Origin of the sequence: Sphingomonas phyllosphaerae, assembly GCA_036946405.1 — a bacterium.
Lineage (GTDB): Bacteria > Pseudomonadota > Alphaproteobacteria > Sphingomonadales > Sphingomonadaceae > Sphingomonas > Sphingomonas phyllosphaerae_D.
In genome coordinates this window covers 1,991,958-2,016,044 of record JAQIJC010000001.1, presented here as the reverse complement: position 1 = coordinate 2,016,044, position 24,087 = coordinate 1,991,958, and the positions used below count along the sequence as shown (strand labels likewise).

Genomic DNA, 24,087 nt, shown 5'->3' with positions numbered 1-24,087 from the left:
CAAACCGGCAAGCCCATACTCAGGCGGTGCGGGTCCCCGACAGCGGGAAGCTTCCGAATGCACCGGCGCCGACGCTGCCGGTCACCGTGTCGCCATCGACGGTCGCGGTGATATCGAGCGTCATCGGCATCGGCACCGTCATCTGCTGCTTCCATGCCAGCGTGTTGCCATCGACGGTGCCGTTCACGTCCGACGCGCCCATCGCGCCCGACGCCTGGCCGGTGAACGTCTCACCCGACTGCGTGACGGTCAGCGTCATCTTCTGATCGCCCAGCGGCGACTTCACCGTGCAATCGTAGGTCCCATCCACTCCGGCCATCGTGTTACTCCTTACTTGGCGGCGGGCGCCGGACGCGTTCCGGCCACCGCAGCAGCCGGCATGACCTCGACCGGCAGCCCCAGCGAGTCAAGCTGCGGCTTCACCTTGGCCGCCTCGCCGACCACCACCCACACGAACTTCGCGGGATCGATCGCCGCCCTGGTGGCCGCATTGACCTGCGGCAGCGTCAGCGCGCGATATTTCTGGGTGATCGTCGCGTAATAATCGTCGGGACGCTTGAACAGGTCGTTGGCCTGCATCGCGGTCAACACGTCGCCCGACGTCTCGAAATTGCCCGACAGCGAGCGCGTGCCGGCGTTGATGGCGCGCGCGAACTCCTCCTGCGTCATCGGCTTGCTCGTCAGGAACTGCGTCACGTCGGCGCGCAATGCCGCCACCGACGGGCCGGTCTGGTCGGCCTGCACCGGCGCGTACATGATATAGGGCGCAGCCTCCGCATTGCGGGTGAAATTGCCGCGCACGCCGTACGACCAATGCTTGTCCTCGCGCAGGTCCATGTTGAGCCGGCCGAGGAAGCTGCCACCCAGCGCATCGTTGCCGACCTGTACCGGCAGCAGATCGTCGGTGCCCTTCAGCCCGGTCTGCACCGCCGCCGCGATCATCGACTGCGGGCTGGCGGAACGGTCGACCAGCACGATCCGCGGCGACACTGCGGTCGACGCCGGCGGGAACACCTTGGCACCGGCCGCGCCGACCGGCTTCCAGTCGCCGAACCGCGCCTCCATGACCTGCCGGATCTCGGCGAGCGGCCGGTCGGAGACGACGAAGATCTTCGCCTTGTCCGGGCGCAACCATGCCTGCTGGAACGCGATCAACTCGGCGCGGGTCAGCCCCTGCACCGCCGCCGCATCGCCCGAGCCCTGCGCCTTGGCATAAGGCGAATTCGGCGCCACCAGCTTCGGCAGCACGCGCTGCACCAGCCCCTGCGGGCTGGTCAGCTCCTGCGCGATCTCGGTCAGTTGCTGCGTCTTGACGCGAGCCAGCTCGCTTTCGGGAAAGGCCGGGGTGCGCGCGATGCCCGCCCACAGGTCCGCACCCGCCGCGAGGTTCGCGCTCGGCACGCGCAGCGACAAGGTCGTGCGATCCGGGCTGCTCCCGCTCGAGATCGACGCGCCCAGCCGCTCGCGCGCCTCGGCGATCTGGATCGAGTTCAGCGCCTTCGTGCCCTCGTCCATCATGCTCAGCGTCAGCTGCTGCGTGCCCAGCTTGTCGGCGACATCCGCCGCCACGCCCGCGTCGAAGCTGAGCACCGCCTGCGTGATCGGCACGACCGCGCGGTTGGCGTAGACCAGCTCGATACCGTTCGAGAGCCTTGAGCGCTCGACCTTCGGGAACGACAGGCCGGCGACCTCGCCGACGGCCGGGATTGGGCCGCGCGTGCCCTTCGCGGGCTGTTCGGGCGCCTCGACCACCTTGGCCGGGGGCACCGCCTTCGACTCGGCATAAGCGTCACGGTCGCCGTTGACGATGTCGATCTGGTAGGAAGGCCGCGTCAGCCACTTGGCCGCGACCGCCCTGACGCTTGCGGGGGTCTGCGCCGCCAGTTCGGCGAGCTGCTTCTTGTAGAAACCGGGATCGTTGGAATAGAGCGCGCCCTCCGCGAGCGCGACCGCCTTGCCGCCGAACCCGCCGACTGCTTCCAGTCCGTCGATCCGGCCCGACACCGTGCTGGTGACGTAGCGATTGACCTCGTCGGCGGTCGGACCGTTCTTGATGAAGTCGGCGACGAGCTGGTCGATTCGCGCCGAAACGGTTGCGGGATCGACGCCGGGGCGCACGATCGTCGTGATCCCGAACGTCCCGACCTGCGCGAACGACTCATATTCGGCCTGCGTCTGCACCGCGAGCTTCTCGCCCTTCACCAGCACGTTGCTCAGCCGCGAGCTGGCCAGCCCGCCGAGCACGCCCGCGGCGACCTCCAGCGACGCCGAATCCTTGTCGTTGAGGCCGGGCACCGCCCATTCCTTCATGATGAGCGTCGCGGCGACACGGTCCTTCATGACTTCCTTGGCCGGCCCGGGCAGCGACGCCGGGATCGGCGCGGGCGGCGCGACGCTCTTCGGCCCGGCGGCGATCGCGCCGAAATACTTCTCGACCAGCGGCCGGGCGGTCGCGACATCGACGTCGCCGGCCAGCACCAGCACCGCATTGTTCGGCCCGTAATGGCTCTTGAACCAGTTCTTGACGTCGGCAAGGCTCGCCTGATCGAGATCGGCCATCGAACCGATCGTGGTATGGCCATAGGGGTGCGTCGCCGGGAACAGTCCCTCGGTCGCCTTGTAGCGGAGCAGGCCGTACGGCTGGTTGTCGCCCTGCCGCTTCTCGTTCTGCACCACGCCGCGCTGCTCGTCGAGCACGCCCTGCGTGATCGCGCCGGTCAGATAGCCCATGCGGTCCGATTCGAGGAACAGCGCGCGCTCCAGCGCGGCGGTCGGCACCGTCTCGAAATAGTTGGTGCGGTCGAAATAAGTCGTGCCGTTGAAGTCGGTCGCGCCGACCTGTTGCAGCGGCTCGAAGAAATCGCCCGGCGCGTTCTCGCTGCCGTTGAACATCAGATGCTCGAACAGATGCGCGAAGCCGGTCTTGCCCTGCGGCTCGTGCTTCGACCCGACGTCATACCACACGCTGACCGCCACGATCGGCGCCTTGCGATCGGTATGGACGATCACGCGCAGCCCGTTCTTCAGCGTAAACTGCTGATACGGAATGTCGACCGCCTTCACCAATTGCGACACCGGCGCCGGGGCGGCAGCCGGGGCCTTCTGCGCCAGCACGGGGGTCGTCAAAGCCGCGAGCGCCGAACCGGCGGCCAGAAATGCGCGATAAGCCAACGTTGATGCTCCCCCGGGGAAATGAAGTGTCGACCGAAACCATAGCGACCGGCGCATCCGCCGCAAGCGCGACGACTGACCCGGAACCAGCAATGTTACGAAACAAAGTCATTGACTGCCCCGGCAATGGTTGCCATGGCAACATTCATGAGCTTCTACGATCCCGACAGCTACACACCGGATCGATCGATCGGTTACCTCATCAAGACCTGTAACCAGACGATGACCGCGCTGCTCGACCGCATCTTGACGGACGAGGAGCTGAACACGTCGCAATGGTCGGCGATGATGACGATCCATCACGGTGAGGCGCCGACCTGCGCGGCGCTGGCGCGCGGGATGGCGCACGACAAGGGCGCGATGACGCGGCTGATCGACACGCTGGAGGAGAAAGGGTTCGTCGAGCGGACCCGCTCCGCCGACGATCGCCGCGTGGTGCATCTTTCACTGACCCCCGCCGGACGCGCAGCCACCTTCCGCTGCCGCGACATGGTGATCGACCATTGGAATCGCTGCTTCACCGGCTGGACCGACGCCGAGATCGAGACGCTGATCGCGCAGATGCAGAAGCTGCGCCGCACGCTGGAGGACATCGCCACATGCCCCTGACCCCTCCCGCCGGGCACGCGCCCCCCACGCCGCGCGCGCTGTGCAGCCTCGCGCGCGCCCGCGCCGGGTTGGCCGCGGCGGTGGCGTTGCTCTTCGCCGGTTGCGCCGCCCCCGCCTCGCACACGTCGGTCGAGGCGAAGACCCCGGCCGCGCTGGCGCTCGCCGGCCCGTCGGTGCAGCTCGCCCCCGACTGGTGGCATGCGATCGGCGATCCGCAGCTCGACCGGCTGGTCGCCGACGCGCTCGCCGGCAACCCGTCGCTCGACATCGCCGCGGCGCGCGTCCGTCAGGCGCAGGCGGCCCTCGAACGACAGGATGCCGAGCGCCGTCCGTCGATCGACGCCGATGCACAGGTGCAGGGCACGCGCCTATCGGGCAATTACACGATCCCGCCGCCCTATGCCGGCACCGTTCGCGCGCTCGGCACGGCGCAGGCCGGGCTATCGTGGAACCTCGACCTGTTCGGCCGGCAGAAGGCCGCGATCGAGGCCGCCGCGGCACAGACCCGCGCCGCCGGCTATGACGTCGCCGCCGCACGGCTGATGCTCGCCGGCGCGGTGGTGCAGAATTACGTCGAGGTCGCGCGCGCCGAGCGCCGCGCCGCGATCGCCGCGCGCACGATCACGGCGCGCGAGGGCTCGTTGTCGCTGGTGCAGGCGCGCGAACGCAGCCAGCTTGCCAGCCGTATCGACGTCACCGCCGCCGGGACATTGCTCGCGCAGGCGCGGCTCGCTTTGGTGCAGGCGCAGGCGGCGCGCGTGCTCGCCACCAACGCGCTCGCGGCGCTCGCCGGGCGCGGCAGCGACTATGCCGCGACGATCGGCGCGACGCAGCTCGCGACCGACACCGCCTTGCCGGTGCCGACCGCGATCCCCGCCGACCTGCTCGCGCGCCGCGCCGACATCGCCGCGGCGCAGGCGCGGATCGCCGCTGCCGGGGCCGAGCGCCAAGTCGCGCGCCGCGCTTTCTACCCCAACATCAACCTGTCGGCGCTGGTCGGGCTGCAGGCGATCGGGTTCGGCAATTTCGTCGATCTCGACTCCGGCACGGCGGGCGGCGGCGCAGCCTTCCACCTGCCGCTGTTCGACAGCGGACGGCGCCGCGCCGATCTGGCCGGCGCCACCGCGGCGCTCGACGTCGCGACCGCGCAATACAATGACGCGGTCGTCACCGCCGCGCGACAGGTCGCCGACGCCATCGCGCAGGTCCGCGCCACAGATACCGCGCGCGTCAGCCAGCGTCAGGTGACCGCCGGCTTTGCGGAGACCAACCGCCTCAACACGATCCGCGTCGCCAGCGGGCTCAACAGCCGGCTCGATCTGGTCGACAACGACGTCCGCCTGCTCGACGCCGAGCTGGCCGACGCCAGCCTCTCCATCGACGCGCTCGCCGCGCGCGCGCAACTCGCCACCGCGCTCGGCGGCGGCTTCGACCCCGTTCAGGACGCTGCCCGATGACCGACACCGCCACTCCCGCTCCCACACCCGCGCCTGCTCCCGCCGGAAAGCCCGCCGCGCGTCGCCGTGCGCTGACCATCCTCGCGGTGCTGGTCGCGATCGCCGCGATCGTCTGGGCGGTGATGCACTTCTTCTTCAGCCCGCCTGAGCAGGAAACCGACGACGCCTATGTCGCGGGTGACGTGGTCGCGGTCACCGCGCGCGATCCGGGCACCGTCACCGCGTTGCGCGCCGACAACACGCAGGCGGTCAAGGCCGGGCAGCCGCTGATCGACCTCGATCCGACCACCGCCGACGTCAACGTCGCCGCCGCCGCCGCCGAGTTGGCGCGCGCGGTACGCAGCACCCGCGCCGACTTCACGCGCGTCGGGCAGAGCGACGCCGGGATCGTCCAGGCGCAGGCCGAATTGTCGCGCACGCAGGCCGATTATGCGCGTCGCCGCTCGGCCGCCGCGCAGGGCGCGGTGTCGGGCGAGGAACTGTCGCACGCCGCCGATGCGGTGAAGGTCGCGCAGGCCAATCTGCGCCTCGCGCGCGAGCAGCGGCGTCAGGCGCAGGCGACCGTGCAGGGCACCGACGTGAACACCAACCCCGCGGTGCTGAGCGCGATCGCCGCCTATCGCCGCGCCGCGATCACGCGCAGCCACATGCACATGACCGCGCCGATCGCGGGCGTGGTGGCGCAGCGCACGGTGCAGGTCGGGCAACAGGTCAACGCCGGCACGCCGCTGATGGCGATCGTCCCGCTCGACCGCGTGTGGGTCGATGCCAATTTCCGCGAGACGCAGCTGAAGGATGTCCGCATCGGCCAACCGGTCGAGCTGACCTCCGACATGTACGGCGGCGACGTGAAGTTCCACGGCCGCGTCGTCGGCCTGTCGGCGGGCAGCGGCAACGCTTTCGCGCTGCTGCCGCCGCAGAACGCCAGCGGCAACTGGATCAAGATCGTCCAGCGCCTCCCCGTCCGCATCGCGCTCGACCCGCGCGAACTCCGCTCACATCCGCTGCGCATCGGCCTGTCGGTGAAGGCGACGATCGACACCGCCGACACGCGCGGCGCGCAACTCGCGCAAGCGGCGACCACGCCCTATCAGGGCGACACGACCACCGGCACCGATCCGCAGGTCGAGACGGCGATCCGCCGCATCGTGGCGGCGAACCGGTAATGAGTCCCGCCCCCGTCGGCCATTCTCGCGAAAGCGGGAATCCAGAACTTCGAGAGCGTCAGAGCGTCGCTGCGCGCCAGTTAAGCCCCTCCCCTTCAGGGGAGGGGTTGGGGTGGGGCCTATCCCCGAACATCAGACTCGCGAGAGTCCCCCACCCCCTGGCCCCTCCCCTGAAGGGGAGGGGTGAGTTGATCTCTCGTCATCCCGCTCGATCCTCGGGACTCCAGCCAAACCGTCAACATGTCTGGATTCCCGCCTTCGCGGGAATGACGGTGATGGTGAGGGAAGACGAGCGGAGCGTAGACCATGGCTAGCGCACCTCCCGCCGCGCCCCCGCCGCTCACCGGCGCACGGCTCGGCGTCACCGCGCTCGCGCTCGCGCTCGGCACCTTCATGATGGTGCTCGACTCGACGATCGCCAACGTCTCGCTGCCGACGATCGCCGGCAATCTCGGCGTCTCCAGCGACAACTCGACCTGGGTGGTCACCGCCTTTGCGGTCGCCAACGGCGTCGCGGTGCCGCTGACCGGCTGGCTGATGCGGCGCTTCGGCGTGGTGCGCGTCTTCTGCACCTCGGTTGCGCTGTTCACGCTCGCCTCGTTCCTGTGCGGGATCGCCTGGGACCTGCCGTCGCTGATCCTGTTCCGCGTCATGCAGGGCGCGGTGTCGGGGCCGATGATGCCCGGCAGCCAGGCGCTGCTGATCGCGATCTTTCCGTCCGACAAGCGTTCGACCGCGCTCGGCATCTGGTCGATGACGACCCTGGTCGCGCCGATCATGGGGCCGATCCTCGGCGGCTACATCTCCGACAATTATCACTGGTCGTGGATCTTCCTGATCAACGTCCCCTTCGGGATCATCACCGCTTTCATCTGCTGGACGCGGCTGCGCGACCGCGAGACGCCGACCGCGCAATTGCCGATCGACACCGTCGGGCTCGGGCTGCTGGTGCTGTGGGTCGGGTCGTTGCAGGTGATGCTCGACCTCGGCAAGAACGCCGACTGGTTCAACGATCCCTTGATCATAGTGCTGTCGATCGTCGCCATCATCGGCTTCGTCGCCTGGGTGATCTGGGAGCTGACCGACGCCAATCCGACCGTCGACCTGACGCTGTTCGCGCGCCGCAACTTCTGGATCGGCAACCTCGCCTTCTCCTTGGGCTATGCAGTATTCTTTGCCAACATCCTGATCCTGCCGCTGTGGCTCCAGACGCAGATGGGCTATACCGCGACCTGGGCCGGGCTGGTCGCCGCGCCCAGCGGACTGGTGGCGGTGATCCTGACCCCGCTGATCGCGCGGCTGTCGGGCAAGATCGACGCGCGCATCCTCGCCACCGTCGCCTTCGCCGGCTTTGCGATCAGTTACTGGATGCGCTCGGGCTTCACGACGCAGGCGACCTTCGTCGACCTGATGCTGCCACTGCTGGTGCAAGGCGTGTCGATGGCGACCTTCTTCCTCGCGATGCTGACGATCCTGCTCGACGGCATTCCCCCTGAGAAGATCCCCTCGGCGACCGGCATCTCGAACTTCGGCCGGATCGTCGCGGGCGGGTTCGCCGCCTCGCTGATCTCGACCGCCTGGGACCGCCGCGAGGCACTCCACCAGTCGCGGCTGGCCGAGGCGATCGGCAACGGCATCGGCTGGCAGATGGCGGCGGAGAAGCTGGGGAAGCTGGGCATGAGCACGCAACAGGCCGCCGCGGCAGTTACGCGCCAGATGGTCGGGCAGGCGTATCTCTTGTCCTCGACCGACCTGTTCCGGCTGTCGGCATGGCTGGCCGCGGTGCTGATCGTGCCGATCTGGCTGTGCCGCCGCCCGAAGCCGCAGCATGGGCCGGTCGCGGCGGATTGAGCCCCCGTCAATCGTCGCCCTGGCCTTGAGCCGGGGCCCCGCTTCTCCTTGGCCGGCGAAGAAGCGGGATCCCGGATCAAGTTCGGGATGACGGAAGGAAGGGCTTTCGTCGCCCCGGCAACAATCCTACCCTGCGCGCATGACCGATTTCGCCGCCACCCACGCGCTCTTCCACCTGCCCGACGGCGTGATCTACCTCGACGGCAACTCGCTCGGCCCGTTGCCCATCGCTGCCGAGGACCGCGCCGCGCACGTCCTCCGCGCCGAATGGGGCGACCGTCTGATCCGCGCGTGGAACGACGCCGACTGGACCACCCTCCCCGCGCGCGTCGGTGACCGGATCGCGCGGCTGATCGGCGCGCCGGCGGGCAGCGTCACCACCGGCGACACGCTGTCGATCAAGGTCTTCCAGGCGCTCGCCGCCGCGCTCGCGCTCCGCCCCGACCGCCGCGTCGTGCTGTCCGACACCGGCAATTTCCCGACCGATCTGTATATCGCCGACGCGCTGACGCAGGCGTTGAACCGCGGGCTCGAGGTCAAGGTCGTCGCCCCCGAAGACGTCGCCGCCGCGATCGACGACAGCGTCGCCGTCGTGATGCTCACGCAGGTCGATTATCGCACCGGCCGGCTCCACGACATGCCCGCGCTCACCGCCCGCGCGCACGCGGCGGGCGCGCTGACCGTCTGGGATCTCGCGCATTCGGCGGGCGCGCTGCCGATCGACCTTACCGCGGCGCGCGCCGATTTCGCGGTCGGCTGCACCTACAAATATCTCAACGGCGGCCCCGGCGCGCCGGCCTTCATCCATGTCGCGCCAGAGCATGCCGATGTCGCGCAGCCGATCCTCGCCGGCTGGTTCGGGCATGACGCACCGTTCGCGTTCGAGCGCGGCTACCGCCCCGCGCCCGGCGTCGCGCGGATGCGCGTCGGCACGCCGCCGATCGTCGCGCTGTCGATCCTCGACGCCGCGCTCGACGCGTGGGATCAGGTCGACATGGCCGACCTGCGCGCCGCGTCGATCCGCCTGTCGGAGCGCTTCGTCCGCGACGTCGAGGCGCACTGCCCACAAGTCACGCTCGCCTCGCCACGCGACCCGCACGCGCGCGGCAGCCAGGTCAGCTTCACGCATCCGCACGCCTATGCGGTGATGCAGGCGCTGATCGCGCGCGGCGTGATCGGCGACGTCCGCGCCCCAGAGGTGCTGCGTTTCGGCTTCACGCCCTTGTACCTGACCGAAACCGACGTCGCGCAGGCCGCGGCGATCCTTGCCCACATCCTCGCGACCGGCGAATGGGACCAGCCGTACTTCCACCAGCGCGCTAACGTGACATGACCGATACCCACCACGACGCCGAGCTGAACTTCGCCGACCGCATGGGCTATGGCGACTATCTCGCGCTCGACCGCGTCCTCGACGCACAGCACCCGCTGAGCGACGCGCACGACGAACTGCTGTTCATCATCCAGCACCAGACCAGCGAATTGTGGATGAAGCTCGCGGTCCACGAACTCGAAAGCGCACGCGACGCGATCCTGTCGGGCGCGCTGCCACAGGCGTTCAAGCTGCTGGCGCGCGTGTCGCGCATCCTCGAACAGCTCAACGGCGCGTGGGACGTGCTGCGCACGATGACGCCGAGCGATTACACCACCTTTCGCGACGCGCTCGGCCGGTCGTCGGGCTTCCAGTCGTGGCAGTATCGCGCGATCGAATATCTGTGCGGCAATCGCACCGCCGCGACGCTCGGCCCGCACCGCCACCGGCCGGCGACGCTCGCGCGGCTGGAGGCGATCCTCGCCGCGCCGAGCATCTACGACGCCGCGCTCACCCGACTCCACGCCGCCGGGCTGCTCGCCGAACCCGCGCGCGACTGGCGCGCGCCGCACGTGCCGGCCGAGGCGGTCACCGCCGCCTGGGCGACCGTCTACCGCGACCCGCAAGCGCACTGGCCGCTTTACGAACTCGCCGAGAAACTGGTCGATCTCGAGGATTATTTCCGCCGCTGGCGCTTCAACCACGTCACCACCGTCGAGCGTGTGATCGGGCTCAAGCGCGGCACCGGCGGCACCGCCGGCGTATCCTACCTGCGCCGCATGCTGGAGGTCGAGCTGTTCCCCGAATTATGGGCGGTGCGCACGCAGCTGTAGACCGGGTATACAAACCTACCGAGCGCCCGCCGTTTCTCGTCATCCCGGACGTGATCCGGGATCCCGCTTTTTACCGCGGTCGCCAATAAGAAGCGGGACCCCGGATCAAGTCCGGGGCGACGAAACACGGAAGCCCGTCGATCGAAATGAGGCCGATCAATCGTCACCCGCATCCCGCTACCCTCACGTCGTCGCAGCTGTTACGATCCCCGCAAAGAAGGGGATCGATCCGATGAAGACCTTGCTGCTCGCCTCCGCGGCGTTGCTGTTCGCCGTGCCCGCCGCCGCCCAGACGCCGGAGGTGCCGCTCGGCCGCCTGACCGATGCCGCACGCCCGACCGCCTATCGCCTCGCGCTGACCATCGACCCGACGCAAGCACGCTTCACCGGCCATACCGAGATCGACACGCAGGTCGCGCGCGCCACGCGCTCGCTCTACCTTCACGGCAACGACCTCAAGGTCACCCGCGTCACCGCCACCGCCGGCAAGCGCACGCTCACCGCACGCTACGCGCAGGTCGACCCCTCGGGCGTCGCGCGGCTCGACTTCGATGGCGAGCTGCCGGCCGGCCGCGTCACCCTGACGTTCGATTACGATGCGCCCTTTATGACCGGCGGCGAGGGGCTGTACCGCGCCAAGGTCGGCGCCGACTGGTACGCCTGGACGCAATTCGAGCCAATCGACGCGCGCCGCATGTTCCCGTCCTTCGACGAACCGGGCTTCAAGACGCCGTTCACGCTGACGATCACCGCGCCTACCGCGCAGAAGGTCTTCGCCAACACTCCCGAGATCGCACACGGCACCGCCGGCGGCGGGCTGACCGTCCACAAATTCGCCGCGTCGAAGCCGCTACCGACCTATCTGGTCGCGCTCGCGGTCGGCGCGTTCGACGTCGTCCCCGGCGACGCGCCTGCCAATGCCGTCCGCAAGACCGCTTTGCCCTATAGCGCGATCGCCACCAGAGGGCAGGCAGCCCGCCTGCGCCTCGCCGCCAGCGAGGGACCGAAGATCCTCGCGCTCCACGAAGATTATTTCGGCATTCCCTATCCCTTCGAGAAGCTCGACCAGATCGCCTCACCCGAAATGAGTGGCGCGATGGAGAATGCCGGACTGATCACCTACGCCGACACGCTGCTGCTGCTCGCCCCCGATGCACCGCCCTCGCAGCGGCGCGATTTCGGCATGGTCGTCGCGCACGAGATGGCGCACCAATGGTTCGGCGATCTCGTAACGCCCAAATGGTGGACCGATCTGTGGCTGAACGAAAGTTTCGCCGAATGGGCCGGCAATCGCGTTGGCGAGATCTGGCAGCCGGGGCTCGGCACCGAAGTCGGGCAGCTCGCCGAAGCACTGGCGGCGATGGATACCGACAGTCAGTCGGTCGGCCGCCCGATCCGGCAGGAGATCACCCGCAACGATCAGATCGCCAGCGCCTTCGACGCGATCACGTACCAGAAGGGCGGACAGGTGCTGACGATGGTCGAGCGTTATCTCGGCCCTGACCGCTTTCGCCGCGGCGTTCAATACCATCTCAACCGCTTCCGCTACGGCAATGCCGACGCCAACGACTTCTTCGCCTCGATGGCGAAGGGCTCGGGCGACCCCGGGATCGTCCCCGTGTTCCGCAGCTTCGTCGAACAGACCGGCGTGCCGGTCATCAGCATCCGGCAGGACGGCGCCGGCTGGCGCGTCGCGCAGGCGCGCTACCGCCCGATCGGCGTCGCCGCGGTCGCGCCGCAGACGTGGAACGTGCCGGTCTGCGCGCGGCAGGGCGCGGTGCGCAGCTGCACGCTCCTGACCGGCGCAACCGGCACGCTCGCGCTCAAGGGCAGCGGGCTGGCGGTCCCCAATGCCGATGGCGCGGGCTATTGGCGCTACAGCCTCGACGATGCCGGGTGGCAGACGTTGATGGCCGGCGCCGCCGCGCTCCCGGCGCGCGAGGCGATGGTGGCGGCCGACAGCCTGTGGTCGGACTTCACCGCGGGGAACGCCGGCTTCGCGCGCGTCGTGTCGAGCGCCCGCATCCTCGCCAACCATCGCGAGCGCTCGGCGACCTTGCTGCTGCCGTCGGCGATCGACGGCGTCGAGCGCTTCGGGCTGACCCCCGCAGCCGACGCCGGGCTGCGTCGCCTCGCGGGGGAGCTGTCGCTGCCACGGCTGCGCAGCCTCGGCGCGCTCAAGCTTGCCACCGGCGCGTATGCGGGCGAAGAATCTGGGCAGAGCCAATTGCGCCAGTCGCTCGTTTCCTATGCCGCGTTCGTCGCCAAGGATGCCGAGGTGCGCCGCCAGCTCACCACCGCCGCCCAGGCGTCGCTGCGCGGTGACGCACAGGCGCTCGACCCGAGCTACCGCGCGGTCGCGTTCGTCGCGGCGGTGCAGGATCTCGGCGTGCCGTTCATGGACGCGCTCCGTACCGCGCTGCTCGCCAGCACCGATCCGCTGTTCCGCCAGCAGGCGGTGCGCGCGCTCGGCGCGGCTAACACGCCGGCGGCAGTGACGCGAGCGCTGGCGCTCACCGAAGATCAGGCGCTGCAATCGAGCGAGCGGGTGTCGATCCTGCGCACCCTGCCCACCCGTCCGGCCGGGCGCGACGCGGTGTTCGCGCGGCTGCAGCAGAATTTCGACGCGGTCGCCGGCAGCATCCCCGCCTTCAGCCGCCCGCGCCTGCCGCTGTTGTTCGCAGGCTATTGCAGCGCCGATAAGGCCGCCACGATCGAGGCGCTGTTCCGCCCCAAGCTGGCGGTGCTCGGCGGCGGCACGCTCGAACTCGGCCAGACGCTCGACGCGATCAACCAGTGCGTCGCGCTCAAGGTCGCCAAGGGCGCCGAGATCGAAGCGGTGCTGACCAAGGCGGGTTGATCAAAGCCCCTCCCCTTCAGGGGAGGGGTTGGGGTGGGGGTGTCGCAGGCACTGCTCACGGTGTGACACCTCCCCACCCCCGTCCCCTCCCCTGAAGGGGAGGGGCAAGTTCATTTCACTTGGACTGCTCTACCCCTGCATATCCTCCAGCTCGCGCCCGCGCGTTTCGTGTACCATCTTGCGCACGAAGAAGAACGAGATCGCCGCGAACAGCGCATAGCCGGTATAGGTCACCGCCAGCCCCGGCGACACCGCCAGCGCCGGGAAGGTCACCGAGATCGCGGCATTGGCGATCCACTGCGCGAACCCCGCGACCGCCAGCCCCGATCCGCGGATCTGGTTCGGGAACATCTCGCCCAGCATCACCCACATCACCGGGCCCCAGCTGGCGTTGAAGAAGATCACGTACAGGTTCGCCGCGACCAGCGCGATCACGCCGTTGTTGCCCGGCAGGCTCACCGCGCCCGCCGCGTCGGTGACCGCGGTCGAGAACGCCCAGGCGACCACCGCCAGCGTCACCGCCATGCCCGCCGAGCCGATCAGCAGCAGCGGCTTGCGCCCGATCCGGTCGACGGTGAAGATCGTGAACACGCACGCCGCGATCGACAGCACGCCCGACAGAATATTGGTCTGAAGCGCATAATCCTCGGAGAAGCCGACCGCCTCCCACAGGGTCGCGCCATAATAGAAGACGACGTTGATCCCGACGAGCTGCTGGAACACCGCCAGCCCGATCCCGGCCCAGACGATCGGGCGGATGCGGCCGGTGGCGCGGTCCTTGAGGTCCGACAGCTTGGGGCGGTGATGATCGGCGGCGAGGCTGCCGCGGATCTCGCCGACCTTGCGATCGGCCTCGGCGGTGCCGAACAAGCGCGTCAGCACCTTGTGCGCGTCGTCCTCGCGCCCACGCGCGACCAGATAGCGTGGACTCTCCGGGATCACGAGCAGCGCGAGCAGATAGATCAGCGCCGGCACCGCCTGCAGCCAGAACATCCACCGCCACGCGGTAAAGCCGAACCAGAAGCTCGCGGTCGATCCGCCAGCGTAGCGCGCCAGCGCGAAGTTCGCGACGAACGCCCCGGTCAGCCCGGTAATGATCATCACCTGTTGCAGGCTGGAGAGCCGCCCGCGGATCGCCGCCGGGGTCACTTCGGAAATATAGACCGGCGAGATGACGCTCGCCGCGCCGACGCCCAGCCCGCCGACGATGCGCGCGAGGATGAAGATGAACGACGACGAGGCCGCCCCCGCGACCAGCGCGCTGATGAGGAACAGGAACGCCGATCCCATCATCACGCCGCGCCGTCCGATCCGGTCGGCCAGCCGCCCGGCGCCGAACGCACCGATCGACGAGCCGATCAGGATCGCCCCGACATTGACGCCGATCCCCAGCTTGCCGAGGTCGAAGGCGCTTTCCAGCCCCTTCTGCGTCCCGTTGATGACGCCCGAGTCATAGCCGAACATGAAGCCGCCGATCGTCGCCACTGCGACGATCGCGGCGATGAAGCCCATGTTGACCTGCCCCAATGCGGCATCGCGATCCGCCGGTCCACCCGGCTCCATCATCACCATCGCCATCCCAGTCCCGCTCCCATCCGTGTTTTGATTCTTGTCGTGCCGCCGGTCGGTTCAGCGCCAGCCCGCATCGACGAAATATTCGTGCCCCGTGCACATCCGCGCATCGTCGGAGGCGAGGAACAGGGCCAGCGCCGCGACGTCGGCGGGCTGGATGCGCCCGTCGAGGCATTGCGCCGCGACGATCTCCGCTTCGCCCTCGGGCGTGTACCATTTCTCCTGGCGCGGGGTCTGGACGTTGCCGGGCACGATCGTCGTGACGCGGATGTTGTCGCGCCCCAGATCGCGCGCCATGCTGCGCGTCATCCCCTCGATCGCCGCCTTGGCGGTTTGATAGAGCACCAGCTCGGGCAGTCCGAGGTGCCAGCTAATCGACCCGAAATTGACGATCGCGCCGCCACCCGCCGCCTTGAGGTGCGGCACCGCCGCCTGTGCGGCGAAGAACAGGTGGCGCAGGTTCACCGCCATCCGGTCGTCCCAATAAGCCGGCGTGACCTCTTCGATCGTATGGCGGTCGTCGTTGGCAGCATTGTTGACGAGGACGTCAAGCCCGCCGAGCGTCTCGACCAGCGCCGCGATCGTCCCCGGCAGCGCCGCGATATCGGTCAGGTCGCAACGCCGGAAATGGGTCTGCTCGCCCAGCTTTTCGGCAAGCGCCCGCCCCGCCTCTTCCGCCACATCGACGAACGCGACATGTGAGCCCTGCGCCGCGAACGCCTCGACCAGCCCCGCGCCGATCCCGGTCGCGCCGCCGGTGATGAGGACGCGCTTGCCCGCCAGCGACGGATAATTTGCGCGACCGCTCACTTGGCATTCCCCAGCAACCCGCGCCCCGCGAGGTTTCGGAACAGCGCGCCGATCCCGTCGGTCCACGGCGCGGCGTCCTTCGAGGTCACGACGCGGTTGATGAGCCGGCCCAGCTTCGCGCTTTCGATCGTGACGACATCGCCGACCTTGTGCGTGAAGCCACGGCCCGGCTCGTCGCGATCCTGCACCGGCGCGAACAACGTGCCCAGGAACAGCACGAAGCCGTCCGGATATTGGTGTTCCGACAGAGTCTGGCGCACCAGGTCGAGCGGATCGCGGCTAATTTCGGCCATGTTGCTGACCCCGTCGAGGTCATAACCGTCCTCGCCGTGAATATTCAGCCGCACCTCGGCGTGCCGGACATCGTCGATCGTGAACCCATCGTCGAACAACCGCACCAGCGGCCCCAGCGAGCAGGAGGCGTTATTGTCCTTCGCCTTGCCGAGCAGCAGCGCCGACCGCCCCTCGAAATCCCGCAAATTCACGTCGTTACCCAACGTCGCGCCGATCGCCTCCCCACGACTGTTCACCAGCAGCGCGACCTCGGGCTCCGGATTGTTCCAATGCGAATCGGACCGGATCCCGATCTCCGCCCCCGCCCCGACCGTCGCCAAAACGGGTGCCTTGGTGAACACCTCGGCGTCGGGGCCGATCGCAACCTCCAGATATTGCGACCAAAGTCCGTCCTCGATCAGCGCGCGCTTCAGCTCGGCGGCCTCGGGCGTGCCGGGCACGACCGAGCGGATCGACCCGCCCATGCGCGCCTCGAGCCGCCCGCGGATGGCCGACGCCGCCGACCAGTCGCCGCGCGCCCGTTCCTCGATCACGCGCTCGATCGCCGAAACCGCAAACGTCACACCGCACGCCTTGACGCACTGAAGGTCGACCGGGCTGAGCAGCTCGAGCCCCGCCTCATCGAGCGCGCCAAGCGAGCGTCCGCCCGCGCCCGAGAGATCGCCGGCCTCGACCAGCATCGACACCGTCGGCGCTACCCCCGACATGTCAAAGGCTTCGCCGCCGATCACCAGCAGCGGGATCGGACCAGCCGGGGTCGACGCGCGCCCCACGAACCGTCCCGAACGCCAATCCTGCGGCAAGCCCGACGCGATCGCGTCGTTGAGCTGCGCCATCATCCCCTCCACCTTCTCAGTCTGATAGCGCTAACAACACCGCAATCGCATGTGTGTCAAGCGGCCGCCGCAACAATGCGGCGCGCACCGGCTATCGGTAACGTCGCGTCGAGGCACGTCAACGGCAGATACGTCACAGGTGCGTCACCGGCGCACAAGCGCGCGGGTGTCAGGAGCGCGCAACCCATTGTGTCGTAACGGGACGCGCGCTGAGCATCGCCGCGGGATCGGCGCAGTGGATCGCCTCCCGCGACGGGTGGCCGATCAGGAATCCCTGCGCTTGCGGGATCCCCCATTCGCGCAACCGCGCGAGCTGCGCCGCTTCTTCCACCCCCTCGGCGACGATCGCGATGCCGAGGCTCGCCCCCAGCGCCGCGATGCTGCGGACGATCGATCCCGACGGCGCATGGTCGAGCATCGTCGCGACGAAGCTGCGATCGACCTTCAGTTTGTCGAACCGGAAATCGCGCAGGTTGCCGAGCGAGGAATAGCCCGTGCCGAAATCGTCCATCACGATCGCCGCGCCGTGATGCTGCAAGGTCCGCAACACCGTCAGGACCGGTTGGCGCCGTTTGTCGAGCAGCGTCGCGCTCTCGGTCACCTCGAATTCGAGTCGCGTCGGCGCCAGCCGGTGACGTCGCGCCAGTGCCAGCAATTCGTGCGCCAGCGCGGGTTGACGGAACTGGATCGCGGACAGGTTCAGCGCGAGCGTGATGTGATCGGGCCAGCGGCTCGCCGCCGCCATCGCCTGATCCGCCATCCAGAGCCCGATCGTATCGATACGCCCGCTCGTCTCCGCCAGCGGGATGAACTGATCGGGTCGCACGTCGCCCAGCTCGGGGTGCGCCCAGCGCAGCAGCGCTTCCTGCCCGATCACCTGCAACGTATCGGCATCGACGATCGGCTGAAATGCGAGGTACAGCTCGCCACGCTCGGCGGCGCCGTCCAGATCGCGTGACAACCGCCAGCGCAGCCGTACCTCTTCCTTGAATTGATCGTCGAAGAAGCGTGCGGTCTGCCGGCCCTCCGCCTTGGCGCGATACATCGCCATATCGGCGAGATTGTAAAGCTCCTCGCCTTCCTGCTCGACACCCGACAATGCCACCCCGATGCTCATTTGCACCGGGACGGTGTCACCCGCGGTCGCCTCGCACGCGCGCAGGATGCGCTGCACGAGCAACTCGGCCGCGGCCGGCTGGTCGCCGCCCATCTGGACGATCGCGAACTCATCCCCGCCCAGCCGCGCGACCATGTCGCTGGCGCGCACGCACGCACTCAGCAATTGCGCCGCTGCCCGCAACGCCGCGTCGCCGCCGGCATGGCCGAAGCGATCGTTGATCGACTTGAAATCGTCCAGATCGATCGCGAACACCGCCACGCGTTCGCCGGTGCGCGGCGCGCGCAGCAGGTCGTGCGCCAGTTGCTCCTCGAACAGCAGGCGATTGGGCAGACCGGTCAGCATGTCGTGATGCGCAAGGAACTCGACCCGCCGTTCGGCGCGACGCCGCTCTTCCACTGCGCTGCGATAGTCGGTGATCCCGCGCGCCAGATCGCCGACCTCGTCGCTGCGGTTCGCTCCGGGCACGTCGAGTGGCGCATCCTCGCCGTGGCTGAGCTGCCGAACGCGTTCGGCGATCGCGACCAGCGGCCGGATCACGCGGCGGCGCAGCCACGTCATGCACAGCAGCAGCACGCCCAGCGCCGCGATCGCGCCGATCAATCCTCCTTTGAGATTGGTGGCCAGCCCCCCGGCGCTGCGCCGCAGTTCGGTATCGATCCGTTCGATCAAGGTTCCACGCAGCGCCGAACGCGAAGTCTCCAGCTTGCGCAGCGCAGCGAGGAACTTCGGCATGTGCTGCGAGATCCGCTCCGGCGAATCGCGCGCATCCTGGAGCAGGTGCAAGCTCAGCGTCGCGAACTCGGCCTCCGCCGCTCGCCGGGTGCGTACCGCCGATCCCAGATCGCCGGGTGCCGCCAGGCGCGGCGAGAGATGCGCATTGCCGTGATGGAAGTCGCGAAGTGCGCTACCCACCGACGCCCATTGCGTCTGCGATATCGGTCGCCCTTGCTCGGCCAGCCGGGTAACCTCACCGACACCCAGCCGCAATCGCCGCTGCAACTGGTCCTGCCGCTCCTCCATCTGCAGCAATCTGGTGAGTCGTTCGAGCGTCTCGTTCTCGGCGTAGATCGCGCGGCCGAGCATCATGCCGCCTGCGAGCAATGCCAACCCCAGCACCAGAACGGCGCCGAAGGCAGCAGCAACTCGAGTCGATATGGATGTCGGTAGCACACAACCTCCGCGGTCGTTCGACGTACACGACGAATTATTACTCGTTTATGAGCGACACCCGCCGCCGGCAAACAACCTGCATCAAGGAAACGACCCGCAGAAGCGCCAATGTACCGGGGATTAACGAAGGTCAGGGCCTCCGTTGGTTGACTCCTCCGGACGTCACTAAGAAAGTGACGCATTAACAAATGGATGCAGCTGGATGCTCATGGGAGAATCGATGATCGCCGTCGATGAGACCGCACGACAGGCTGCGGTAGATCGCCTCGATCTCCCGTCGAAGCGTTGGGACGAGCGATTGCAGCGGATCGCCGAACGCGCGGCGGATATCGCGAGAACGCCGATCGGCGCGATCTCGGTGGTGGATCGATCGCGCCAGTGGATGATCGCCAAGCGCGGTCCGGTCGACGACGAGGTGCCGCGCGCACTATCGTTCTGCGCGGCGGCGATCCAGCGGCCGGGCGAGACGATGGTCGTACCCGACGCGGCGCTGGACCCCCGCTTCGCGAGCAATCCTTTCGTCACCGGCTCGCCCCCGATCCGCTTCTATGTCGGCATCCCGCTGGTCGACCGTGCCGGCTATCCGCTGGGGGCGTTGTGCGTGGTCGATCACGCGCCACGCCAGCAACTGCCGGACCTCTACGACCTCAGTGCGCTAGCACGCGAAGCCGAGCGGATCGTAACGCAGCCGAATTAATCACCCGAATTGGCGACGCGGCAACCTCCCCGTCGCTTTCACGCTTGCGGTACATGCGTTGCGCGGGCAGCTAAGCGCATGAAAAAGCGGACTGCTCCGCAAACGATCTCGGAGGACGGGTGCCGCAGCGAAAACGCATCATGCTGGTCGAGGATACGGCCAGTCATCGCAAGCTTTACGCCTCGTGGTTGCGGATCGGCGGCTATGATCCGCACGTTCTTGCCGACGAACGTTCCGCGCGGGAGATGGCGCAGGAAGTACGCCCGGCGGCGATCATCGTCGATATCCGCCTTCCCAATATCAGTGGGCTCGACGTGATCGAGGGACTGAAAAGCGACGAGCGCACCCGCGCGATCCCGGTCATGGCGCTGACCGTCCTCAACAGCGCAAGCGACCGCAGCGCCTGCCTCGCCGCCGGGGCCGACGTGTTCGTGACGAAGCCCGACAGGATCGCGACCTTCCTCGACCGGATCGCGGCCCTGCTCGCCGACGTCAGCGGCGCGAACGCCGCAAGCGCGGCTCGGTAAAGCCAGCCTCCATCAGATTGGCGACCAGCAGGTCGCGCTCGGCGCTGGTGGGCGCCCCCATCACCACGACGATCATCCGCTTGCTGCCGCGCCGCGCCGACGCGGCGAGGTTGAAACCCGCCTCGACGGTATAGCCGGTCTTCAGCCCGTCCATCCCCTCGACCTTGCCGAGCAGCTTGTTGTGGTTGGGGCGCACCTGCCGCTCCCAGGTGATCGTGCGGGTCTTGAATAGCGCATAATGTCTGGCCTCGGCACGGATCAGGTGCCGCGCGAGCACCGCGATGTCGCGGGCGGTAGTGCGCCCGGCGCTCGGCGCGAGCCCGGTGGCGTTGCCGAACCGCGTATGCTCCATGCCGATCGCCGCCGCGCGCGCGTTCATCTTCGTTACGAAGGCGCGCTCGCTCCCCGCCAGCCGCTCGCCCATGGCGACCGCGAGATCGTTGGCGGAAATTACTGCGATCGCGCGCAATGCCGCATCGACGCGCATCGTCCGCCCGCGCCGCAGCCCCAGCCGCGATGGCTGCTGCCGCTCGCCCGCCGCGGTCATCCGCAGCATGCCGCCGGGCTTGAGCGTCCCGTCGTCCAGCGCTTCGAACGCGAGCAGCAGCGTCATCATCTTGGCAAGCGATGCGGGCGGCCGCTCGCGATCGGCATTCTCTTCCTCCAGCACCTGCCCGGTCCCGGCATCCATGACGATCTGGGACACCGGCGCGCGGGGAGCGGCGGTCGTCGGGACGGCGGCGAACAGCGCCAGGCCCGACATCGCGATACGCAACACGTTTGACATGGTGCCGACGCCTAACCGCTCGGTGCACCGACGACAACGCCGCGCCGCGGTTCATACGCCATCGCGAGGCACCATATCGGTCAGATGAACCACAGCTTCTTTGCGCGCGATGTCGTGACGGTGGCGCGCGCGCTGATCGGGACGACGATGACGATCGACGGTGTCGGCGGCACGATCGTCGAGACGGAGGCCTATGACGCCTCCGATCCCGCCTCGCACAGCTTTTCCGGCCCCGGCCAGCGCAATGCCGCGATGTTCGGTCCGGCAGGATCTGCCTACATCTACCGGATCTATGGGCTGCACCATTGTCTCAACGTCACCTGCGGCGGTGGCGCCGCGGTGCTGATCCGTGCGCTCGCACCGACCGATGGCGTCGAGGTGATGCGGATGCGCCGCGCGACGACGCAGGCCGAGGCGCTGCTCTGTGCCGGTCCCGGGCGGCTGTGCAAGGCGCTCGGCGTCGATCTGTCCTTGAACAACGCACCCTTGGACCGCGCGCCGTTCGCATGGCGTGATCGCACCGCCGAACCTTCGATCGCCGCCGGCCCGAGGATCGGCATTACCCGCGCCGCCGAGGTGCCGTGGCGCTTCGTCCTCGCCGGCTCACGGTCCCTCAGCCGCCCGCCCTCAAGAACGCAAAAAGCCCCTCCATCTTCAGCGGAGGGGTTGGGGTGGGGTCTGTCCAAATGTGCCAAGCGCCCGGGACTGACCTACCCCTGAACCGAAGCGCCGACCCCTCAATCCTTCAGCTCGCGAATCCAGATGTTGCGATAGCTGATCGGCTGGCTGGGATCACCGTGGTCCTGCAGCTTGATGGGCGCGCGTCCGTGGGCGACATATTTCGGCTTGCCGATATAGACCGTCCCGCCGCGCACCTCGGTATGGTTCTGCGTCAACACGCCGTTGATATAGGCCGTGACATAGGCCGGCCGCGTCACTGCACCATCGGCACCGAACTGCGGCGCGGACCAGGTGACGTCGACCGTCTGCCATTCACCGGGTTTGCGCGCCGGATTGGCGAGCGGCGGGGTCTGCTTGTAGATCGCGCCCAGCTGCCCGTTGACGTAGGTCTGGTTGTTGTAGCTGTCCATGATCTGCATTTCGTACCCGTCGTCGCCCTTGCCGGTCGACGCCAGGAACAGCCCGCTGTTGCCGCGCGCCTGTCCCTCGCCAGTGATGTTCGCCGGAATGCGATATTCGAGATGCAGCTGATAGCTGCCGAAGCTCTGCTTCGTCTGGATGTTACCGGTGCCCTTCTTCACCGTGAACGCGCCGTCCGCGACCGTCCAGCCCGCCGCGCCACCGGTGTTGACCGCCGACCATTTGTCGAGGTTCTTGCCGTCGAACAGCACCACCGCGTCGGCCGGCGCGTTCCAGCCGGCGAACGCACCCGGCGCGACCACCGGCACCGCCGGCGACCATTGCTCGGTCGCCTTCGGATCGCCCTGCGGCGCCTGCGCGACTCCGGCGGACGCGACGAGCAACAGCCCGCCGCCCAGCACGATACCCTTCATAGCTCCCATCCCTTTCGATACTCCCGATCCAGATAGCGGTTCGCATCCGCGACATTGGTAACGCGGGATGCGCTGCCGTCATAGTCGATTGGCTGCCCGGCCTTCAGCGCGACGACGCCCAGCAGCATCGTCTCGGTGAGCGGCACCGCGGTCGCGAATGGGCTGGAGATCGCCTCCTGCCCGCGGATCGCGCGGATCCAGTTCATTTCATGACCGCCCATCCCGCCCTGGATGCGCGGCAGCGTCTGCGCCACCGCCTGCGCCCGCTCGGCGACGCCGTCACCGATCAGCGTCGGCTTCTCGCCATAGGTTTCGTGCATCAACATGCCCTGCTCGCCGATGTAGAGCACGCCGCCGCCCGGATCCATCCGCGCGCCCGCCGGCATCCCCGGCGGCGTCGGCGGCATCAGCCCGCCGTCATACCAGGTCATGCGGATCGGCCCGCCCTTGGCGTTACCGAAGTCGAAATAGGTAACGGTCGCCAGCGGATAGCTGCCGTCGCCGGGGTTCTTGGGATTGCCCCACACGCTGTGCCGCGTCTCGACGCGCGTCGGCAACCCGAGTTCCAGCGCCCAGACCGGGAAGTCGACCAGATGCGCGCCCATGTCGCCCAGCGCACCAGTCCCGAACGGCGCCCAGCCGCGCCAGTTAAAATGCGCGTAGATCGGGTTATAGCCCCAGTCGACCGGCGCCGGGCCGCGCCATGCGTCCCAATCGAGCGAGGCCGGCGCGGCCACCGCGTCGGGGCGCGCGACACCCTGCGGCCAGATCGGACGGTTGGTCCACACCTGCACCTCGCGCACGCGCCCGATCGCGCCGCCGCGCAGGATCTCCACCGCGCGCCGCCCATCGTCACCCGAATGGCCCTGATTGCCCATCTGCGTGACGAGCTTGGCATTGTCGCGCGCCAGCCCGGCGAGCACGCGTCCTTCGCGTACCGTGTAGGTCAGCGGCTTCTGGACATAGACGTGCAACCCGCGCTGCATCGCCCATTTCGCCGCCACTGCATGATGATGGTCGGGCGCGGCGATCACCACCGCGTCGAGATCCTTGCGACTGTCGAGCATCCGCCGGTAATCGCTATACTTTTCGGCCTTGTCGTAGGCGGCCTTGAGCGCGGCGCGCTTCGGATCGGACACCGACTTGGCGACATGCGCCAGATCGACGTCGCACATCGCGACGATATTCTGCGAGGTCAGGTTGGCCATGTTGGCCGCACCCATTCCGCCGGCGCCGATCACTGCCAGATTGACTCGATCGTTCGCGCCGCGTCGTCGCGTGCGCGCCGCGGCCGAGACGGGCGTGCTGCCCAGCCCCGCCGCCAGAGCCGCCGCCCCGCCCAGCCAGCTTCGCCGGTCGATCGTCATTCGTGCCTCTCCCGCTATGTTGCGGGCACGATGATCGGAAAGGACAGGAAGCACAACCCATTGCGCAAGTCTCCCTCCCCTTCAGGGGAGGGGCCGGGGGTGGGGGAGTCTCGCAACGATAGCGCGCGCGGATC

Annotated in this window: 19 protein-coding genes; 10 read left to right on the top strand and 9 right to left on the bottom strand. The window is 68.4% G+C overall.

Features of this window, described 5'->3' with window-relative positions:
* Positions 1-19: 19 nt before the first annotated feature.
* The gene (locus tag PGN12_09690) at positions 20-319 is read right to left on the bottom strand and encodes a hypothetical protein (GenBank protein ID MEH3104164.1); all 300 of its coding nucleotides are present in this window, start codon (positions 317-319) and stop codon (positions 20-22) included.
* 11 nt (positions 320-330) lie between these two features.
* Entirely contained in the window at positions 331-3,228 is a 2,898-nt protein-coding gene (locus PGN12_09685; GenBank protein ID MEH3104163.1) for a pitrilysin family protein, read from the bottom strand.
* Between the two features lie 90 nt (positions 3,229-3,318).
* Here PGN12_09685 and PGN12_09680 point away from each other — a divergent pair, with 90 nt between their 5' ends.
* The 7 genes from PGN12_09680 (at position 3,319) to PGN12_09650 (ending at position 13,259) form a co-directional block, all read left to right on the top strand.
* Positions 3,319-3,780 (top strand): MarR family winged helix-turn-helix transcriptional regulator, encoded by a 462-nt coding sequence (locus PGN12_09680; GenBank protein ID MEH3104162.1) that lies wholly within the window; start codon positions 3,319-3,321, stop codon positions 3,778-3,780.
* On the top strand, positions 3,771-5,237 hold the full coding sequence (locus tag PGN12_09675) for an efflux transporter outer membrane subunit (protein MEH3104161.1): 1,467 nt from the start codon (positions 3,771-3,773) through the stop codon (positions 5,235-5,237). The genes PGN12_09680 and PGN12_09675 overlap by 10 nt, the downstream gene beginning before the upstream one ends.
* Positions 5,234-6,403 carry an efflux RND transporter periplasmic adaptor subunit gene (locus tag PGN12_09670; protein ID MEH3104160.1) on the top strand — a complete coding sequence of 390 codons (1,170 nt, stop codon included), beginning with the start codon at positions 5,234-5,236 and terminating at the stop codon, positions 6,401-6,403. The genes PGN12_09675 and PGN12_09670 overlap by 4 nt, the downstream gene beginning before the upstream one ends.
* 306 nt (positions 6,404-6,709) lie before the next feature.
* A complete protein-coding gene (locus tag PGN12_09665; GenBank protein MEH3104159.1) occupies positions 6,710-8,254 on the top strand; it encodes a DHA2 family efflux MFS transporter permease subunit in 1,545 nt (514 codons plus the stop codon).
* 139 nt (positions 8,255-8,393) lie between these two features.
* A complete protein-coding gene (kynU, locus tag PGN12_09660) occupies positions 8,394-9,587 on the top strand; it encodes a kynureninase (protein MEH3104158.1) in 1,194 nt (397 codons plus the stop codon).
* Positions 9,584-10,399, top strand: a complete 816-nt coding sequence (gene kynA, locus PGN12_09655; protein MEH3104157.1) for a tryptophan 2,3-dioxygenase — start codon at positions 9,584-9,586, stop codon at positions 10,397-10,399. The genes kynU and kynA overlap by 4 nt, the downstream gene beginning before the upstream one ends.
* Before the next feature lie 232 nt (positions 10,400-10,631).
* The gene (locus PGN12_09650; protein MEH3104156.1) at positions 10,632-13,259 is read left to right on the top strand and encodes a M1 family aminopeptidase; all 2,628 of its coding nucleotides are present in this window, start codon (positions 10,632-10,634) and stop codon (positions 13,257-13,259) included.
* A 129-nt stretch (positions 13,260-13,388) separates the two neighbouring features.
* On the opposite strand, the gene PGN12_09645 is transcribed toward PGN12_09650, so the two are convergent.
* The 4 genes from PGN12_09645 to PGN12_09630 all read right to left on the bottom strand — a co-directional run bounded on the left by PGN12_09645 (position 13,389) and on the right by PGN12_09630 (position 19,007).
* On the bottom strand, positions 13,389-14,831 hold the full coding sequence (locus PGN12_09645; protein MEH3104155.1) for a sugar porter family MFS transporter: 1,443 nt from the start codon (positions 14,829-14,831) through the stop codon (positions 13,389-13,391).
* A gap of 57 nt (positions 14,832-14,888) precedes the next feature.
* Positions 14,889-15,641, bottom strand: coding sequence for an SDR family NAD(P)-dependent oxidoreductase (locus PGN12_09640; protein ID MEH3104154.1), 753 nt, complete (start codon positions 15,639-15,641; stop codon positions 14,889-14,891).
* Positions 15,638-16,774 (bottom strand): fumarylacetoacetate hydrolase family protein, encoded by a 1,137-nt coding sequence (locus PGN12_09635; protein ID MEH3104153.1) that lies wholly within the window; start codon positions 16,772-16,774, stop codon positions 15,638-15,640. Before PGN12_09635 ends, PGN12_09640 begins: the two co-directional genes overlap by 4 nt.
* Positions 16,775-16,940: 166 nt before the next feature.
* Positions 16,941-19,007, bottom strand: a complete 2,067-nt coding sequence (locus tag PGN12_09630; GenBank protein MEH3104152.1) for an EAL domain-containing protein — start codon at positions 19,005-19,007, stop codon at positions 16,941-16,943.
* Positions 19,008-19,281: 274 nt separating this feature from the next.
* Here PGN12_09630 and PGN12_09625 point away from each other — a divergent pair, with 274 nt between their 5' ends.
* Positions 19,282-19,758 (top strand): GAF domain-containing protein, encoded by a 477-nt coding sequence (locus PGN12_09625; GenBank protein MEH3104151.1) that lies wholly within the window; start codon positions 19,282-19,284, stop codon positions 19,756-19,758.
* Between the two features lie 140 nt (positions 19,759-19,898).
* Entirely contained in the window at positions 19,899-20,285 is a 387-nt protein-coding gene (locus tag PGN12_09620) for a response regulator (protein MEH3104150.1), read from the top strand.
* Here the strand turns inward: PGN12_09620 and PGN12_09615 are convergent.
* Positions 20,251-21,072: a D-alanyl-D-alanine carboxypeptidase gene (locus tag PGN12_09615; protein MEH3104149.1), complete on the bottom strand. Its 822-nt coding sequence runs from the start codon at positions 21,070-21,072 to the stop codon at positions 20,251-20,253. The two genes, PGN12_09620 and PGN12_09615, sit on opposite strands and share 35 nt — an antisense overlap.
* A gap of 84 nt (positions 21,073-21,156) precedes the next feature.
* Between PGN12_09615 and PGN12_09610 the strand changes: the two genes are divergently transcribed.
* Positions 21,157-21,792, top strand: a complete 636-nt coding sequence (locus PGN12_09610; protein ID MEH3104148.1) for a DNA-3-methyladenine glycosylase — start codon at positions 21,157-21,159, stop codon at positions 21,790-21,792.
* Between the two features lie 17 nt (positions 21,793-21,809).
* Here PGN12_09610 and PGN12_09605 read toward each other — a convergent pair whose 3' ends face one another.
* Complete coding sequence (locus tag PGN12_09605) at positions 21,810-22,586, bottom strand: DUF1080 domain-containing protein (protein MEH3104147.1); 777 nt, start codon at positions 22,584-22,586, stop codon at positions 21,810-21,812.
* Positions 22,583-23,953, bottom strand: coding sequence for a Gfo/Idh/MocA family oxidoreductase (locus PGN12_09600; protein MEH3104146.1), 1,371 nt, complete (start codon positions 23,951-23,953; stop codon positions 22,583-22,585). The genes PGN12_09605 and PGN12_09600 overlap by 4 nt, the downstream gene beginning before the upstream one ends.
* Between the last annotated feature and the right edge of the window lie 134 nt (positions 23,954-24,087).

Excerpts from the sequence above, each read along its gene's own strand:
- PGN12_09605 (MEH3104147.1), bottom strand. The coding sequence starts at position 22,586 with ATGAAGGGTATCGTGCTGGGCGGCGGGCTGTTGCTCGTCGCGTCCGCC.
- PGN12_09600 (MEH3104146.1), bottom strand. The coding sequence starts at position 23,953 with ATGACGATCGACCGGCGAAGCTGGCTGGGCGGGGCGGCGGCTCTGGCG.
- PGN12_09690 (MEH3104164.1), bottom strand. The coding sequence starts at position 319 with ATGGCCGGAGTGGATGGGACCTACGATTGCACGGTGAAGTCGCCGCTG.
- PGN12_09680 (MEH3104162.1), top strand. The coding sequence starts at position 3,319 with ATGAGCTTCTACGATCCCGACAGCTACACACCGGATCGATCGATCGGT.
- PGN12_09675 (MEH3104161.1), top strand. The coding sequence starts at position 3,771 with ATGCCCCTGACCCCTCCCGCCGGGCACGCGCCCCCCACGCCGCGCGCG.
- kynA (MEH3104157.1), top strand. The coding sequence starts at position 9,584 with ATGACCGATACCCACCACGACGCCGAGCTGAACTTCGCCGACCGCATG.
- PGN12_09610 (MEH3104148.1), top strand. The coding sequence starts at position 21,157 with ATGAACCACAGCTTCTTTGCGCGCGATGTCGTGACGGTGGCGCGCGCG.
- PGN12_09665 (MEH3104159.1), top strand. The coding sequence starts at position 6,710 with ATGGCTAGCGCACCTCCCGCCGCGCCCCCGCCGCTCACCGGCGCACGG.
- PGN12_09615 (MEH3104149.1), bottom strand. The coding sequence starts at position 21,072 with ATGTCAAACGTGTTGCGTATCGCGATGTCGGGCCTGGCGCTGTTCGCC.
- PGN12_09670 (MEH3104160.1), top strand. The coding sequence starts at position 5,234 with ATGACCGACACCGCCACTCCCGCTCCCACACCCGCGCCTGCTCCCGCC.
- PGN12_09625 (MEH3104151.1), top strand. The coding sequence starts at position 19,282 with ATGATCGCCGTCGATGAGACCGCACGACAGGCTGCGGTAGATCGCCTC.
- PGN12_09650 (MEH3104156.1), top strand. The coding sequence starts at position 10,632 with ATGAAGACCTTGCTGCTCGCCTCCGCGGCGTTGCTGTTCGCCGTGCCC.
- PGN12_09685 (MEH3104163.1), bottom strand. The coding sequence starts at position 3,228 with ATGCGCCGGTCGCTATGGTTTCGGTCGACACTTCATTTCCCCGGGGGA.
- PGN12_09620 (MEH3104150.1), top strand. The coding sequence starts at position 19,899 with ATGCTGGTCGAGGATACGGCCAGTCATCGCAAGCTTTACGCCTCGTGG.
- PGN12_09635 (MEH3104153.1), bottom strand. The coding sequence starts at position 16,774 with ATGATGGCGCAGCTCAACGACGCGATCGCGTCGGGCTTGCCGCAGGAT.
- PGN12_09645 (MEH3104155.1), bottom strand. The coding sequence starts at position 14,831 with ATGGTGATGATGGAGCCGGGTGGACCGGCGGATCGCGATGCCGCATTG.
- kynU (MEH3104158.1), top strand. The coding sequence starts at position 8,394 with ATGACCGATTTCGCCGCCACCCACGCGCTCTTCCACCTGCCCGACGGC.